12 protein-coding genes are annotated in these 15,830 nt (G+C 65.9%); all 12 read left to right on the top strand.

Going from position 1 to position 15,830, the window contains the following annotated elements; all coding sequences use genetic code 11:
• The 12 genes from DMX11_RS10310 to DMX11_RS10255 all read left to right on the top strand — a co-directional run bounded on the left by DMX11_RS10310 (nucleotide 1) and on the right by DMX11_RS10255 (nucleotide 15,820).
• A complete protein-coding gene (locus tag DMX11_RS10310) occupies nucleotides 1–300 on the top strand; it encodes a malonate decarboxylase subunit delta (protein ID WP_012272082.1) in 300 nt (99 codons plus the stop codon).
• The gene (locus DMX11_RS10305; protein WP_110744434.1) at nucleotides 293–1,141 is read left to right on the top strand and encodes a biotin-independent malonate decarboxylase subunit beta; all 849 of its coding nucleotides are present in this window, start codon (nucleotides 293–295) and stop codon (nucleotides 1,139–1,141) included. Before DMX11_RS10310 ends, DMX11_RS10305 begins: the two co-directional genes overlap by 8 nt.
• Nucleotides 1,138–1,929, top strand: coding sequence for a biotin-independent malonate decarboxylase subunit gamma (mdcE, locus tag DMX11_RS10300; RefSeq protein ID WP_110744433.1), 792 nt, complete (start codon nucleotides 1,138–1,140; stop codon nucleotides 1,927–1,929). The genes DMX11_RS10305 and mdcE overlap by 4 nt, the downstream gene beginning before the upstream one ends.
• Nucleotide 1,930: 1 nt before the next feature.
• Complete coding sequence (locus DMX11_RS10295) at nucleotides 1,931–2,545, top strand: malonate decarboxylase holo-ACP synthase (RefSeq protein ID WP_110744432.1); 615 nt, start codon at nucleotides 1,931–1,933, stop codon at nucleotides 2,543–2,545.
• Nucleotides 2,542–3,462: a malonate decarboxylase subunit epsilon gene (gene mdcH, locus DMX11_RS10290; RefSeq protein WP_110744431.1), complete on the top strand. Its 921-nt coding sequence runs from the start codon at nucleotides 2,542–2,544 to the stop codon at nucleotides 3,460–3,462. The genes DMX11_RS10295 and mdcH overlap by 4 nt, the downstream gene beginning before the upstream one ends.
• A 180-nt stretch (nucleotides 3,463–3,642) precedes the next feature.
• On the top strand, nucleotides 3,643–4,065 hold the full coding sequence (madL, locus tag DMX11_RS10285) for a malonate transporter subunit MadL (RefSeq protein WP_110744430.1): 423 nt from the start codon (nucleotides 3,643–3,645) through the stop codon (nucleotides 4,063–4,065).
• 2 nt (nucleotides 4,066–4,067) lie between these two features.
• On the top strand, nucleotides 4,068–4,832 hold the full coding sequence (gene madM, locus DMX11_RS10280; protein ID WP_110744429.1) for a malonate transporter subunit MadM: 765 nt from the start codon (nucleotides 4,068–4,070) through the stop codon (nucleotides 4,830–4,832).
• Between the two features lie 256 nt (nucleotides 4,833–5,088).
• Nucleotides 5,089–10,920: a manganese-oxidizing multicopper oxidase MnxG gene (gene mnxG / locus DMX11_RS10275; protein ID WP_110744428.1), complete on the top strand. Its 5,832-nt coding sequence runs from the start codon at nucleotides 5,089–5,091 to the stop codon at nucleotides 10,918–10,920.
• Between the two features lie 19 nt (nucleotides 10,921–10,939).
• The gene (locus DMX11_RS10270) at nucleotides 10,940–12,916 is read left to right on the top strand and encodes a cytochrome D1 domain-containing protein (protein WP_110744427.1); all 1,977 of its coding nucleotides are present in this window, start codon (nucleotides 10,940–10,942) and stop codon (nucleotides 12,914–12,916) included.
• Nucleotides 12,913–13,569, top strand: coding sequence for an SCO family protein (locus DMX11_RS10265; protein ID WP_110744426.1), 657 nt, complete (start codon nucleotides 12,913–12,915; stop codon nucleotides 13,567–13,569). Before DMX11_RS10270 ends, DMX11_RS10265 begins: the two co-directional genes overlap by 4 nt.
• A complete protein-coding gene (locus tag DMX11_RS10260) occupies nucleotides 13,566–14,231 on the top strand; it encodes an SCO family protein (protein ID WP_110744425.1) in 666 nt (221 codons plus the stop codon). Before DMX11_RS10265 ends, DMX11_RS10260 begins: the two co-directional genes overlap by 4 nt.
• Nucleotides 14,232–14,332: 101 nt before the next feature.
• Entirely contained in the window at nucleotides 14,333–15,820 is a 1,488-nt protein-coding gene (locus DMX11_RS10255; protein ID WP_110744424.1) for an ABC transporter substrate-binding protein, read from the top strand.
• The last annotated feature ends 10 nt before the right edge of the window (nucleotides 15,821–15,830 follow it).

The raw sequence follows: 15,830 nt of genomic DNA, 5'->3' as shown, positions 1-15,830 counted from the left end.
ATGGAAACCCTGACCTTCAACTTTCCCGCCGCCGAACCGGGACGTGGCCGTACCCTGGTGGGTTGCGTCAGCTCTGGTGACCTTGAAGTGCTGATCGAACCCGGTACAGCCGGCAGCCTGCAGATCCAGGTGGTGACCTCGGTCAACGGCAGCGCCGCACGCTGGGCGCAACTGTTCCAGCGCCTGTTCGAGGGCCGCGCCTGGCCGGCCGTGAACATCGACATCCATGATTTCGGCGCCACCCCAGGCGTGGTCCGCCTGCGCCTGGAGCAAGGCTTCGAGGAGATCGCCCATGACTGATACCGCACGCTTGCTGCGCAGCCGCAGCTTTGTCGAACTGGGCGCCCGCCAGCGTGCCCGTGCCCTGCTTGACGCGGGTAGCTTCCGTGAACTGCTCGGCCCGTTTGACCGGCTGATGTCGCCATGGCTGCCGCGCCAGGGCATCGTGCCGCAGGCTGACGATGGCGTGGTCATCGCCAAGGGCCTGCTGAAGGGGCGCAACGCCGTGGTCGCCGCGATCGAAGGCGGCTTTCAGGGCGGCAGCATGGGCGAAGTAGGCGGCGCGAAGATTGCCGGTGCGCTGGAGCTGGCCATTGAAGACAACCGTAACGGCATCCCTACTTGCGCGGTGTTGCTGTTGGAAACCGGCGGCGTGCGCCTGCAGGAAGCCAACCTTGGCCTGGCGGCCATTGCCGAAATCCAGGCGGCGATAGTCGAGCTGCGCGTATGGCAGCCTGTGATCGGGCTGATTGCCGGTTCGGTCGGCTGCTTCGGCGGCATGTCCATCGCCGCTGGCTTGTGCAGCCATTTGCTGGTCACTCGCGAAGCGCGCCTGGGCCTCAACGGGCCGCAGGTGATCGAACAGGAAGCGGGTGTCGGTGAGTATGACGCCAAGGACCGCCCTTTCATCTGGAGCCTCAGCGGCGGCGAACAGCGCCATGCCAGCGGGCTGGTCGATGCCTATGTGGCCGACGATATCGAGGCGCTGCGCGAACGCCTGTTGCAGTTGCTTGACACGCCTGCCAGCGACCGCGCCAGCCAGCACGCCTGGTTCCTCGAACGCCTGGCCCGGCTGGGGGCGGACTGCCCGCAATTGGGCGCCGCTGCCGTGCGTGACCTTTATCAAGGAGAAGCCAAATGAACCGTGCCATGAACTGGCTGCCGGGCCTGGCCGGCGGGCAAGCCTTGCCAGGCTACCCGGCGTCGTTGCGGGTTATCGACGGTGAACTCGACAATCGTCCGGCGCGCTTCATCGCGGTGGTCCCCGATGCCGATAACCCGTTCCCCCGGGCGCGCTCGGGGGAGGTCGGCCTGCTGGAGGGCTGGGGGCTGGCCAAGGCCGTCAGTGAGGCGGTGGAGGCTGACCGTAGTGGCCAGAAGCGTGTGATTGTCGCGGTGATCGATGTACCCAGCCAGGCTTATGGTCGACGCGAGGAAGCGTTGGGCATTCACCAGGCGTTGGCCGCTGCCGTGCAGGCCTATGCCCAGGCGCGGCTGGCCGGGCACCCGGTGATCGGCCTGCTGGTCGGCAAGGCCATGTCGGGTGCCTTTCTGGCCCACGGCTACCAGGCCCAGCGCCTGATCGCCCTGGACGATGCCGGGGTCATGGTGCACGCCATGGGCAAGGCAGCCGCGGCGCGGATTACCCTGCGCAGCGTCGAGCAACTGGAGGCCTTGGCCGCCGAGGTGCCCCCGATGGCGTATGACCTGGCCAGCTATGCCTCGCTCGGCCTGCTGTGGCGCCGCTTGACGGTAGCCAACGCCGAGGCGCCGAGCCCCGAAGATATCGCCCAGGTACGCGCCTGCCTGGCGGAGGCGGTGCGCGATATCGGTAGCTCGACCGACCTGTCGTCGCGGCTGGCGGGTGAGCACCGCAGCGCCTCGCGCCAGGTACGCGAACAGCTGCGCCGCCAGTGGCAGGGGGCCTGAAATGAACGCGCCACGGCCACACGACCTGCTGTGGGGGATGCCGGCATCGGGCTTGCCCGCTGACGCCCCCCAGTGGGCGCGGGATGTGTTGGCAAGCGGTCAGCCGGTGGTGGTCCGCCGCGGCGTCTGTGAGGCCGGTTGGGTGGCGGTCGGGCTGCGTGGTCAGGGCCGGGCGCAGCGCTTGCCGGCGTTGATGCACCTGGCCGATGTTCAGCGCCAGCAAGGCCCCGAAGCGCTGCGCTGGCAAATGCAAAGCCCCTGGCCGGCGTTGCAGGCCCTGGCGTCGATAGCCCCGGTATTGAATGGCAGTGGCCTGGCCTGGGGGCCGACAGGGGGCGTGGGGTACCAGATCGCTACCGGTATGGACGTGGTGCATGCCGACAGCGACCTGGATTTGCTGCTGCGTACGCCCCAGCCGCTGGCGCGGGCGCAGGCACGGGCGTTGCTGGATAGCCTCGACTGCGCACCGTGCCGTATCGACGTGCAACTGGAAACCCCGGCAGGTGCTGTCGCCCTGCGTGAGTGGGCCGGCTTCGCCCGTCGAGTTCTGCTCAAGTCGGTCCATGGGCCGCGCTTGGTCGCTGACCCGTGGGCAGCGGGGGAGCGTGCGGCATGAGCAGCCTGTTCGCTTTCCCCGGCCAGGGTGCTCAGCAAGTGGGCATGCTGCAGCGCCTGCCTGAGGGCTGCGGGCCATTGCTGGCCGAGGCCAGTGATGCCCTGGGTCAGCCAGCACTGGCGCTGGACAGCCAGCAAGCCCTGCAGTCTACCCGTGCCGTGCAGCTGTGCCTGCTGCTGAGCGGTGTGGCCTGGGCGCGCTGGCTGATGCAGCGCAGCCCAGCGCCGGACTACGTAGCGGGTTTGTCGATTGGCGCGTATCCGGCGGCCGTCGTGGCTGGCGCCCTGGGCTTTGCCGATGCCGTTCGCCTGGTTGCCCTGCGCGGCGAACTGATGCAGCGCGCCTATCCGCAAGGGTATGGCATGACTGCACTCAGCGGCCTGGACCTGGCCAGTGTCGAGGCGTTGCTTGGTGAGGTGGGTGGCGAGGTGTATGTCGCCAACCTCAACAGCGAAAGCCAGATTGTGATTGCCGGTAGCGACAGGGCAATGGCGGCGGTCGCGGCCCAGGCTCGCAGCTTGGGACGAGGCGTGGCCCGCCGCCTGGCGGTCAGCGTGCCGTCGCATTGCCCGCTGCTGGACGGCCCGGCAGCGGAGTTGGCCCATGCGTTCGCCAGGGTCGAACTGCAACGGCCACGTATCACTTACCTCAGTGGTAGCAGCGGGCGGCCGATCTTCGACCCGCAGCGCTTGCGCGACGACCTGGCCGGCAACATGGCGCGGGTGGTCGACTGGCGCGCGACGTTGCGCAACGCCTATGAACGCGGTGTGCGCCTGCACCTGGAAATGCCACCCGGTAGCGTGCTCAGCGGGCTGGCGCGGCCGGTGTTCGAACAGGGCAGGGTGGTGGCGGTGGACGGTACCCGCTGGGACAGCCTGGATGCGCTGTTGCGCCAGGAGGTGGCTGACGACCGATGATGTCAGTCGGCAGACGCTGTCATTCTGGGAATCTGGAAGCTTGCGCGACCCATGTGGGAGCGGGCAAGCCCGTGTCATCCACCGAGGCGCCTGCTCCCACAATGACCGTGCACGCCGTATCAATGTGTGTTTACGAAGAACAACAACAAGCAACTTCGACACTACCTGAGGACAACAACAATGATCATCTATGGTGTGGCACTGCTGGCGGTCTGCACGCTGGCCGGCGTCATCGTCGGCGACTTCCTGGGCGTGCTGCTGGGCGTCAAATCCAATGTGGGCGGGGTGGGCATTGCCATGATCCTGCTGATCTGCGCTCGCCTGTACATGCACCGCAATGGCGGCATGAGCAAGGAGTGCGAATTCGGCGTGGGCTTCTGGGGTGCCATGTACATCCCGGTGGTGGTGGCGATGGCGGCTCAGCAGAATGTGGTCACCGCCCTCCACGGCGGGCCGGTGGCACTGCTGGCCGCGGTAGGCGCGGTGCTGGTATGCGGTGCGACCATTGCGCTGATCAGCCGCAGCCATCGCGGCGAACCCCTGCCCGCGGCCGAGCCGGGCCCCGAGACCAATGTGCAGGCTGCCCCTGCAGGAGGGCGCTGAACATGTGGCCGATCATTGACAATGCCCTGGAACACAACGGCCTGATCACCGCCTTTGCGGTGGTTGGCGGGATCATGTGGTTGTCGGTGCTGCTGTCGAAGTACCTGACCTTTGGCCGCGTACACGGCTCGGCCATCGCCATCGTCATCGGCCTGGCGCTCGCCTGGGTGGGTGGCACCATTACCGGTGGCCAGAAGGGCCTGGCCGACATGGCGCTGTTTTCCGGCATCGGCCTGATGGGTGGGGCCATGCTGCGGGACTTTGCCATTGTTGCCACGGCGTTCGAGGTGCAGGCCACCGAGGCACGCCGGGCCGGTATGATTGGTGCGGTGGCGTTACTGCTCGGTACGGTGCTGCCGTTCATCGTCGGCGCTGCGGTGGCCTACGCCTTTGGTTACCGCGATGCGGTGAGCATGACCACCATCGGTGCCGGTGCGGTGACCTATATCGTCGGGCCGGTGACCGGGGCGGCACTGGGGGCAAGTTCCGATGTGATGGCCCTGTCGATTGCCACCGGGCTGATCAAGGCGATCCTGGTGATGGTGTTCACCCCGGTGTCGGCGCGGCTGCTGGCATTGGACAACCCACGTTCGGCGATGGTGTTTGGTGGGTTGGCAGGGACGGTCTCGGGGGTGACTGCCGGGCTGGCGGCGACCGATCGGCGGTTGGTGCCGTACGGTGCGCTGACCGCGACATTCCATACCGGATTGGGTTGCTTGATGGGGCCGTCGATCTTGTACTTCTGCGTGCGTGGGCTGGTAGGTTAAAGCTTTTTTCGCCCAGCAACATCACCGGGGCCGCTCTGCGGCCCATCCCCGGCAAGCCATCTCTCAGAGAACAACCGCTAGGTCATTGACTTGGCCGAGCCCTGCAACCCCACCCCCAATTCGGGGAAAACCGCTGGGGATTCCTCCCCAATCTGCTTCGTTTGTCAGCGTAACTGACTGATTAGAAACGCAATTCGCACCTGGCATACACCTTGCTCCAGCTCCCCGCAGAGTTCCTGTGCCCCGGAGGTGTAGCATGTCGACGCCACGCAAAGGCCCCATCCTGTCATCACTCGTTCTGGCCTTGCTCGGCTGGGAGTCGACCAGCGAGGCGGCCGTGCAGTGCCAGCGCACCCTGGTCGCCAACGTGGTGGCCCTGGACCAGCCGCTGATGTTCAACCGCCTTGGCGCGCAAAACGCCAATGGCATGATGTTCGCCCTGCGCGAGGATGTGGTGGACGACAAGCTCGTCCCGCTGAGCATGGGTGGGGCCGCCGTGCCGGGCAAGGTCACCCTGCGCCCGGACAAGCGCCCACGGCCTATCGTGCTGCGCGTGGCTGCCGGCGACTGCCTCACGGTCAACCTGACCAACCTGCTGGCCTATCAGGCCAACCCCAACAAGCACGGCATCGAGGTCGAAGGCCCCGAAGGGGAGGAAGTCGAAAACGAGGCCGATGAGGGCTTCGTTGCCGATGAACAGGTCGCCGAGCGCATGGTCGGGTTCCAGGTCAATGGCATGCAAGCGGTCAACGGCATCGCCGACATTTCCGCCTACACCGGGCGTAACGGCAACTTCTTCGTCAACCCCGGTAATACCCGCAGCTACACCCTGTACGCCGAGCGGGAAGGGGCTTTTGCCGCCACCAGCAAGGCCGCCACGTTTGGCGGCGAGGGCGCCGCGGGCAACGTCGCCAACGGCTTGTTCGGCCAGGTGGTCGTGGTGCCCAAGTTGGGCCGCACCTACCGCAACACGCTCACCGAAGAAGAAATGCGCCTGGCCACCACCGGCCGTACTGCCACCGGCCAACCGGTGATCGACTACGAAGCCCGCTACCCGCAAGTGCAACCTTGGATTGCCGAAGGCAAGGCCGGCAAGCCGATCATTGCCATGGTCGATGGCAACCAGATCATCAATAGCGAAACCGACGCTATCGTCATGGGCCCCAACCCGGACGGCAGCTTCCCCAAAACCACCTACCCGCTGGAAAACATCGGCAAGCGCAACCCGGCACTGCCCAACCGGCTGGAGGCGTTCCGTGATTTCGCTTCGCAGTTCGCCGACGAAGTCGCCGGTACCCAGGCCTTCCCCGGTTACTGGGCCGACCCGGTCATGGGCCATGTGCTGGAGCCGGCCCGCGACTCGTTCATGATCAACTACGGCTCGGGTGGCATGGGCGCTGAAGTGGTTGCCAACCGCCTGGGCGTAGGCCCGATGCACGACTGCCTGTCGTGCGCCTATGAAGAGTTTTTCCTCAGTGCACACACCGTGGGTGACGTCGGTACGCTAGTGGATGTGCCGGCTAACGTCGGCCTGGAGCACATCCGCCCCGGCGAAGTTCCGCCGGCCAGTGCCACTGGTGTCAAGGCGAGCATGGCCTTGTTCCCGGCCGAACCGGCCAACGTCCACCACAGCTACATTGGCGACTTCACCAAGTTCCGCAACACCCATAACGGCCACGAGCAGCACATTTTCCATTTGCATGGCCACCAGTGGTTGTTCAACCCCAATGATGACAACTCCGACTACATCGATGCGCAGGGCATCGGTGCCGGGGTCGGCTACACCTACGAAATCGCCAACGGCGGTTCCGGCAACCGCAACCGGGTGGCCGGTGATGCCATTTACCACTGCCACTTCTACCCACACTTCGCCCAAGGCATGTGGGCCATGTGGCGCGTACATGACGTGTTCGAGGAAGGCACCCGCCTTGAGGTGAGCGGGCAGGGCGAGAACGGCTTCCACAGCACCCCGTTCGCCCTGCGTAGCGGCAAGCCAGCGGCAGGCGCCCGGGCCCTGCCGGACGGCGAGATCGTTGCCGGCACGCCGATTCCGGCCATCGTGCCACTGCCCGGCAAGGCCATGGCACCGCTGCCGGGCAAAGTCGTGGTGGTACCGAAACTCTCCGAAGAACTGGTCGCCGCCCATGACGACGATGACGAAGAAGAGGGCGATGACGACCATGCCAACCCGCCACCCGTGCGCAAGGCGATCGGTTCGCTGGCCCTGGTCGATCGCACCGACGCCAACCGCAACGCCGACGGTACCCTGAAAAACCCAGGCTACCCGTTCTGGATCGGCGGCATGGAAAGCAGCGTCGGCAACCGCCCGCCAACCCCGCCGCTGGACATGCTCGACCCAGCCCTGGCACGGCAGCTGAAGGACAGTGGCAAGGCCCTGTGGGCCAACCTGGATGCCAACCAGGTCGATGGCTGGGACGGTGGCCTTGGCCGACACGCTCTGGACGGCGTATCTGCTGGCGGCGAAGCCGAAACCACCACCACCAAACTGGACTTCACCAAAGTGGTGCACAAGGCCAAACCCATCTACCTGCCGGAAGAGGGTACCGATGTCGAGCAGGCAGCCATGCAGTTCCATGCCATGGCCGAGCACCCCAGCTACGCGCTGATCCCCGGCGGCCAGCCTGTGGCCAAGGCGTTCCGCACCAACGGCGCATTGCCGACTGCCGGCGCGCCATTCTACGAACCCTGCATGGATGACCGGGGCAAGCGCCTGACCCAATCCTCAGGAGTGGGCGATTTCTTCAGCGGCGAAAGCCTGACCGGCGTGAACTTCCGCGGATCTTCCGCTTTCACGGCTGACCGCCCACGTATCTACAAGGGTGCCAACATCCAGTTTGACGCGGTGTACAACAAGGTCGGCTACCACTTCCCCCAGGCGCGCATCATCGCCCTGTGGGAGGACGCCTGGCCAGTCATCACCAAGCAGCGCCCACCAGAGCCGCTGGTGATGCGCATGAACACCTTTGACTGCACCATGTACCAGCACACCAACCTGATCCCCAACGTCTATGAAATGGACGACTACCAGGTGCGCACGCCGACCGACGTGATCGGCCAGCATATTCACCTGCCCAAGTGGGACCTGACCGCCGCCGACGGTTCGGCCAACGGCTGGAACTACGAAGACGGTATTCTCTCGCCCGGCAGCGTTGTCGAGCGCGTGCAGGCCATTCGCGCCTACAACGGCTGCACCGATGGTGATAGCCGCGATGGCAGCGCTGCCTGCCCGAAAGCCAGGCAGCACCCATACTTCGGCCGCTTCGGCCGTGCCGACTGGCTCGGCGCTCGCACGGCCATGCAACGCTGGTTCGCTGACCCGCTGGTGAACGTGTTCAACGTCGACCGTGGCCTGGGCACCATCTTCACTCACGACCACCTCGGCCCATCGACCCACCAGCAGCTAGGCCTCTACGCCACCGTGCTGGCCGAGCCTGCCGGCTCCAGTTGGTACCACGCCGAAACCGGTGAGCAGCTGTATAACCCGGCCACCCGTCAGGACGGTGGGCCGACCTCGTGGCAGGCCGTGATCCAGACCGGCGATAACGATGGCGATGGCAAGAACGACAGCTACCGTGAGTTCTTCCTGGAGTACAGCGACTTCCAGCATGCCTATGAAGCTGGCGTATACGTGGGGGCAGGTCCGGACGGCATCCCGAATGCGCAGTCTTACCCGGCCACCGCCGACAGCTTCCGCTACGCCATCAACCCCCCGGTGCGCGGCAAGGCATCGAACCTGCTGGAAGCCATTGTCGAGGCGCGTGGCGGCATCAACCCAGGTTGCCCAAGCCGGCCATGCCCGCAGGCGATTTCGGTGGATGACCCTGGCATGTTCGTCGTCAACTACCGCAACGAACCGCTGGCTCTGCGCGTCTACGACCCGAACAAGGTCGGCCCGGACGGCAAGCGTGGCATGCAGGCAGACGGCTTGGCCGGCGACCTCAGCTATGCCCTGCAAACCCGCACCGACCGCGCCATCCCGGCAATGAACCTGGCGCCTTCAGCCATTACCTCGGCGGTTGGCCCAACCGGTGGGACCACGTTGTTCCCGCCGCACATCAACAAGGCCGGCAGTGAACCAGGCGACCCGTTCACGCCGATGCTGCGCACCTACTCCGGTGATAACGTGCGCCTGCGCATGCACGCCGGTGGCCATGAAGAAGAGCACAACGTCACCCTGCACGGCGTGAAATGGCTGCAGAACGGCACGGGCTTCGGCAACAGCTCCAACTCGGGCTGGAAGTCGTCGCAGATGATCGGCATTTCCGAGCAGCTTGGCTTCATGGCGCCGGTCTCGATGATCTCCAGTTCCGCGGCCACCAACGGCGACTATCTTTATTCGCTGGACGCCGCCCTGGAAGGTTACTGGAACGGTATCTGGGGCATCATGCGTAACTACACCGCGCAGCGTAGCGACCTGTTCCCGTTGCCCAACAACCCGCAGCCGGTGGCCATGCGCAACACCGTGAACTTCGACGGTATCTGCCCGAAAACCACGGCCAACCCTAACGGCATCGGTACCCGCACCACCGTCAAGCGCAGCTATGAGATCGTCGCGGCGCTGGCCAACGATATCCTCGAGAACCGCAACGGCGTCAGCATCAACGACCCGGCCGGTATCGGCCAGCATGTGGGTGGCCCGCTCAAGGCCAATGGCGGCACATTGGTGTTCAACAGCCGTAAAACCGCCATCCCGCTGGTAAGTGGGGTAGACCCCGAAGACGGTGAACCCTTCACCATTGGCGGCCACAGTGCCCCGCTGCACGACCCGACCGCGATCCTGTACGTGCGCAAGGCCGACCTGGACGCCACCACTGGCAAGCTCAAGGCGGGGGTGCCGGTTGAGCCTCTGGTACTGCGCGCCAACGCTGGCGACTGCATCAGCATTACCTTGGAGAACCGCCTGCCACTGGTAATGCCCGACTTGCCGAGTACGGCAGTGATGCACAACGTGGTCAAGCGTGACCGCTTCGACAGCGAGGGCGCCACCGCCTTTGCCAACAACCTGATGCGGCCATCCAGCCACGTCGGCCTGCACGCGCAGTTGCTGGCCTACGACATCACCCGGTCCGATGGTGCCAACGTTGGCCTGAACCCGGTACAAACCGTGCCTGCGCGTGCTGGCACCAGTGGTGCATGGCCGACCCGTACCTACCAGTACTACGCCGGCCACCTGGAGCGTGAAGGCAAGCCGGTGTCGCAACTGGGGCGCACGGTGGACAACATCAACACCACCGCGATCGAGTTCGGCGGCCTCAACCTGACCCCGTCGGACTTCATCAAGCAGCCGCAGAAAGGCCTGGTGGGCGCCATGAGCATCCTGCCGCAAACCGCCACCTGGACCGAGGACGGTGCTACACGTGCCCAAGCTACGGTGAAGGTGACTGGCCAGCCCGACTACCGCGACTTCGTCACGGTGTGGCAGCGTGCGCTGAACATGCGCTGGGCCGATGGCCGCCCTGTCGAAGGCATCAACACCGAAGGCAACGGTGCCGCAGGCGACCCGCAGGACAACGGGAACATGGCGGTCAATTACAAGACCGAGCCACTGTGGCTGCGCTTCGGCATGGCCCCAGACTCGCCATTCGGCCGTGCCGATGGCCTGGGCTTTGGTGATGTGCCCAATGCGCACATGGCCTACGCCAACGCCCTGGTCGGCGGTGACCCGCAAACCCCTGTGCTGTACGCCAAACCTGGCCAGCCGGTACGCAACCACATCGTGATGCCTAGCGGGGGTAGCCGCGGCATGGTCTACCAGCTCGATGGCCACCTGTGGCCCCTGCACAGCTACCAGGCGGAAAAGAACGATGTGGACGGTTACCCGATGAACTTGCCAGGTATCGGCTCGGTGCGCTTCGGCTACAACCCGATGGCCATGTACATCGGGGCCCAGGAAAGCGTACTGCCAGCGGCGCACTTCAGCTTCATGCTGCCCAGTGCTGGTGGTGCCAACGCGGTGACGGGTGACTACCTGTTCCGCGACTACGCCGCCTACGGCAACCTCTCGGGGCTGTGGGGGATCTTGCGGGTGACCAACGAAGCGCCGCCGGCAACGGCCCCGGCGCAATGATGGATAAGGGAGCGCGAGCATGAACAAGAAGACTCGCCCTGCTTACTTGGGGGTTGTACTGGGGGTGGCGCTGATCGGCCTGGGCGTGGCGTACGAAAAGCTCTGGTGCGATCCCCGCGAGCTGTTGCAGGAAGCTGCCGACACGCAAGCCCTGCACCGGCTCAGCCGGGACGGTGTGACCGTGGAGTTCGAGGCCCGGCCGCTGGCCGGGGGCGAGCTGCAGGAAGGCAGCTTCGCCAACATCCGTTTCAAGGTCAGCGACCAGACCAGCGGCCAGCCGTTGTCAGGCATGGCCCCGGGGGCGTGGATCGACCCGGCGCAGTCGGCCCCGGTCGGGGATCGCAACCAAAGCTGCAAGTCACGGGTCGCGCTGTTTCTCAAGAGCAGCATTGGTGCCCGGCCACTGCTCGACCTGAACAGCTACTTCCTGTTGATGCTGAACAATGACGCCAGCCTGACGGTGATCGACCCGACCGTGTCGGTGGGCGGCGTCACCAGCACCATGGCCCGCATCGATCTGCCCGGGCGGCCCATGGACTGGGTGGCCACCAGCGACGACAAGCATGTGTTCGTGTCGATCCCCGAAAGCGGCAAGGTGGCGGTGATCGATACCGAAACCTTCACCCGCGTGGCCGACCTGGACGCTGGCGAGCAGCCACTGCGCGTGGCCTTGCAGCCCGACCAGCACCGGCTGTGGGTTGGCAACAACAGCAGTGACCCGGCCAAGGGCGGCGTCACGGTGATCGACGTGCCGGGGCGCACCAGCCTGAAAAGCTTCAACACTGGCACCGGGCACCACGAGATCGCCTTCAGCGCCGATTCGCGCTTTGCCTACGTCAGCAACCGCGACAGCGGTACCCTGAGTGTCATCGATATCCCGGAAATGCGCCTGGCCAAGACCATCAAGGTGGGCCCGCACCCGTTGTCGGTCAGCTATTCGGCGTTGTCCCAGGCCGTCTATGTGGTCGATGGCGAGGAGGGCAGCGTGCGCGTGTTCGATGCGCGTAACCACCAGCTGCGCCACACGGTCAAGGCCGAACAGGGCCTGGGGCCGATGCGCTTCAGCAGCGATGGCCGCTACGGCGTGGTGCTCAACACCCTGGAAAACCAGGCCCTGGTGATCGATGCCAGCACCGACCGGCTGATCCACAAGATCCCAGTGGCGGCCGAGCCCTACCAGCTGACCTTCACCAAGGGCTATGCCTATGTGCGTGGCCTGGCCTCGCCGAAGGTGAGCATGATCAACCTGGCCAGCCTGGGCGACGGGCGTACGCCGATCGTCCAGGGCTTCGAGGCTGGCCCGGCGGCGCCACGCCAGGCCGGTAACCTGCCGCTGGCCCAAGGCCTGTCGGTGTCGCGCGATGACAACTCGGTGTTCGTGGTCAACCCGGTGGACAACACCACCTACTTCTACGCCGAGGGCATGAACGCGCCGATGTCCGGCTACAACAACCGCGGCCACCAGGCCCGCGCCGCTATCGTCATCGATCGCAGCCTGCGTGAAGTGGCGCCAGGGGTGTACGGCTCGACGGTGAAACTGCCCGCCGCCGGCAAGTTCGACGTCGCCTTCCTGCTCAACCAGCCACAGATCATCCACTGCTTCAGCACCGAAGTGGCCCAGGCGCCCAATGCCGGCAAGCCCAAGGCCGCACATGCCGAGTTCATCGGCCTGGACCAGCCGTTGCCGCAGCACAGCAACTTCACCGCCAAAGTACGCATCGTCGGCGACGACGGCCAGCCACGGCGGGGCCTGAGCGACCTGAGCCTGCGCTACTTCCTGGCGCCGTCGTCGATGCCGCGCAACCTGCAGTTGCAAGAGGTGGGCGAGGGCGTCTACCAGGCGGCGCTGACACTGCCTGAGGCCGGCGCCTGGTACCTGCATGTGCAGTCGCCCTCGCTGGGGCGCAAGTTCGCCGAAGAAAACTACACCAGCCTGCGCGTCCTGCCGGCCGCAGCGAGCAACGCTTCCCAGACTGACGTGAGGAATGTGCGATGAACGCCAAGCATGCTTTCACACTGTTGGCCCTGAGCCTGGCACTTGCCAGCGACCTGGCCCTGGCCCACGCCGGTCACGACCACAAAGGCCCCGCCGAGCAGCCGCCAGCGGCGCACCAGGAAAAGGCCAGCGTGCGCTTTGCCGATGTTTCGCTGCTGAACCAGGACGGCATGCCGGTACGCCTGGAAAAAGACCTGGTGGGCGACCACCTGGTGGTCATGGGCTTCATCTATACCAGCTGCACCACGGTATGCCCCGTGGTGTCGTCGATCATGGGCAAGGTCCAGCAGCAACTGGGTGGCCGGGTCGGCGAGGAGATTCACCTGGTATCGATCAGCGTCGACCCCCAGCGCGATGACGCCAGGCGCTTGCAGGACTATGCCAAGGCGTTCCAGAAGGGGCCAGGCTGGAGCTGGTTGACCGGCAGCCCGTACGCCATCACTGAAACCCTCAAGGGCCTGGGCAGCTTCAGTGCCGACCTTAGCCAGCACCCGCCGCTGATCCTGGTCGGCGACGGGCGCAGCGGGCACTGGACGCGTTACTACGGCTTCACCGACCCGGCCGTGCTGATCGCAGAGATCAACCGGCTCAGCGCCCGCCGGGTGCATGCCAAGAGCACCGCCATCGCCGACCATCACGAGGTGCAACCATGAGCACTGTCACCCCCCGCCGCGCTGGCATGCGCGGCTTCGACTGGCTGGTACTGGGTGGCTGCCTGTGGATTCTGGCCTCGGTGGCGTTTGCCCATGAAGGCCATGGCCAGCAAGGGCCTGCGCCACAACCGGCGCCGCAGGCGATGACCAGTGGCGGCGGCACCCGCGATGCCCAGACCTGGTTCACCGACACCGTGTTGCAGGACCAGAACGGCCGCGAGCTGCGTTTCTACAGCGACGTGCTCAAGGACAAGGTGGTGATGCTCAACGTGATCTTCACCCACTGCACCGACGCTTGCCCGCTGATTACCCGCAAGCTGCGCGAGGTGCGCGAAGCCATGGGGCCGGCGCTGGCCAGCCAGGTCACCTTCGTGTCGATCAGCAGCGACCCGCTGAACGATACCCCACAGGCACTCAAGGCATTTGCCGCCAAGCAGGGTGTGGACGGCCCGAACTGGCTGTTCCTGACCGGTGACAAGGCCAGTGTCGACCTGGTGCTTGGCCGCATCGGGCAGTTCCTGCCCAGCCCCGAGCAGCATTCGACCCAGTTGATTGCCGGTGATGTGGCCGGCAAGCGTTGGAGCAAGATCCGCCCGGATGCACCACCCGCGGCGATTGCCCAGCGCATGCAGCTGCTGACCCAGCCACTGGCGGGTCGGTGAGCATCATGCGCCTGCTGGGGAGTTTGCCTCTAGGGCAGCTGCTTTCGCGACGCACGGCTGCTCCCGCAGGGCTTGCGGTATGGCTCACATGCGTGCTTGGCATGGCCTCTTTTTCGGCCTTGGCCCTCGACCTTACCGACCACGAACAAGCCGGTAAACGCCTCTACCGCGAAGGGCTTTCCAGCAGTGATGTGCAACTGCAGGCCCGGGTCGGAGCCAGCGACATGGCCGTCCCTGCCAGCGTGCTGCCCTGCGCCAGTTGCCACGGCAGCGACGGCCGTGGCCGTGCCGAAGGTGGGGTGCGCCCACCCAGCCTGGACTGGCGACGCCTGGCACTTGGGCAGGGCACGCGCGAAGCCAACGGTCGCACCTACCCGGCCTATACCGACAGCAGCCTGGCCCGGGCCATCCAGCAGGGTGTGGACCCGGCCGGTAACCGCCTGGACCCGGCCATGCCCCGTTTCGAGCTGACGTTGGCCGACCAGCGCAACCTCACGGCCTATCTCAAGCGCCTGGCCCAGGAGCGCGACCCCGGCGTGGAGGAGGGCGTGCTGCGCCTGGGCACCTTGCTGCCTGCCAGCGGCCCGTTGGCCGATGCCGGGCACGTGATTCGGGCGGTACTGCAGGACGGTGTGGCGCAACTCAACCAGCAAGGCGGCATTCACGGGCGACGGCTGGAACTGGTGGTGCTCGATCCGGGCGCCGACCCGGCCAGCGCCGAACGCGCCTTGCAGCGGTTGCTGGGGCAAGAGCGGGTATTTGCCTTGGTTTCGCCGCTGGCGCCGATGCTCGACCAGCGCCTGACAACCTTGCTGGGGGCACAGAATGTCCCCCTCATCGGCAGCACCCCGCGCAGCGGCGGTAGTGCGCAGATCTTCGACCCGCTGCCTGGCCTGCCGGAGCAATTGCTGAGCCTCGCAGGCCACGCCCGGACCGCGCTGGGCCTGGCGCCCGGTGAACTGCGCGTGGTTTACGCTGGCAATGAACAGGCCGCATTGGCCGAGCAGGTGCGCGAGCGGTTGCTGCAGCAGGGCTGGGCGACGCCCGCCATCCAGGTGTTCGATGGCCAGGCCGTGGATGGCCCGGGCATCATCTTCCTTGGCCGCGCTCAGGCCTTTGCCGAGCTGGCGGCAGCGTTGCAGGCAGCGGGCCGCCAGCCGTACCTGTTCGCCGCTTCCAGCCAGGTAGCCGGGGCCGTGGCGCGCTTGCCGGAGCAGTGGTCACGACGGCTGTTCCTGGCCTATCCCTATGTGCCTGGGGACTGGACCGAACAGGGCCTGGCGACTTTAGCCGGCCTGCAACAGCGTCAGGGCCTAGACCCACGCCAGGCTTCGCTGCAGGTCTCCACCCTGTGTGCGCTGCGGTTGCTCAGCGAAGCGCTGAAACAGATTGGCCGTGACGCCAGCCGCGAGCAGCTGATTACCGCGCTGGAGGGCCTGCACGATGTGGCCACCGGCCTGACCCCGGCATTGGGCTTTGGCCCCGGGCGTCGCCAGGGCATGGCCGGCGCCCATGTGGTAGCGGTCGACCTGCCTGGGCCGCACTTCACCGCGGTCACCCCGTACCGGCCGGTGCCGGTAACGCCTTGAACGGAGGTTG

It is taken from the genome of Pseudomonas sp. LB-090624 (genome assembly GCF_003205205.1).
Lineage (GTDB): Bacteria > Pseudomonadota > Gammaproteobacteria > Pseudomonadales > Pseudomonadaceae > Aquipseudomonas.
Note: the sequence above shows the minus strand (reverse complement) of the source record. Positions and strands in the feature narration are given on the sequence as shown.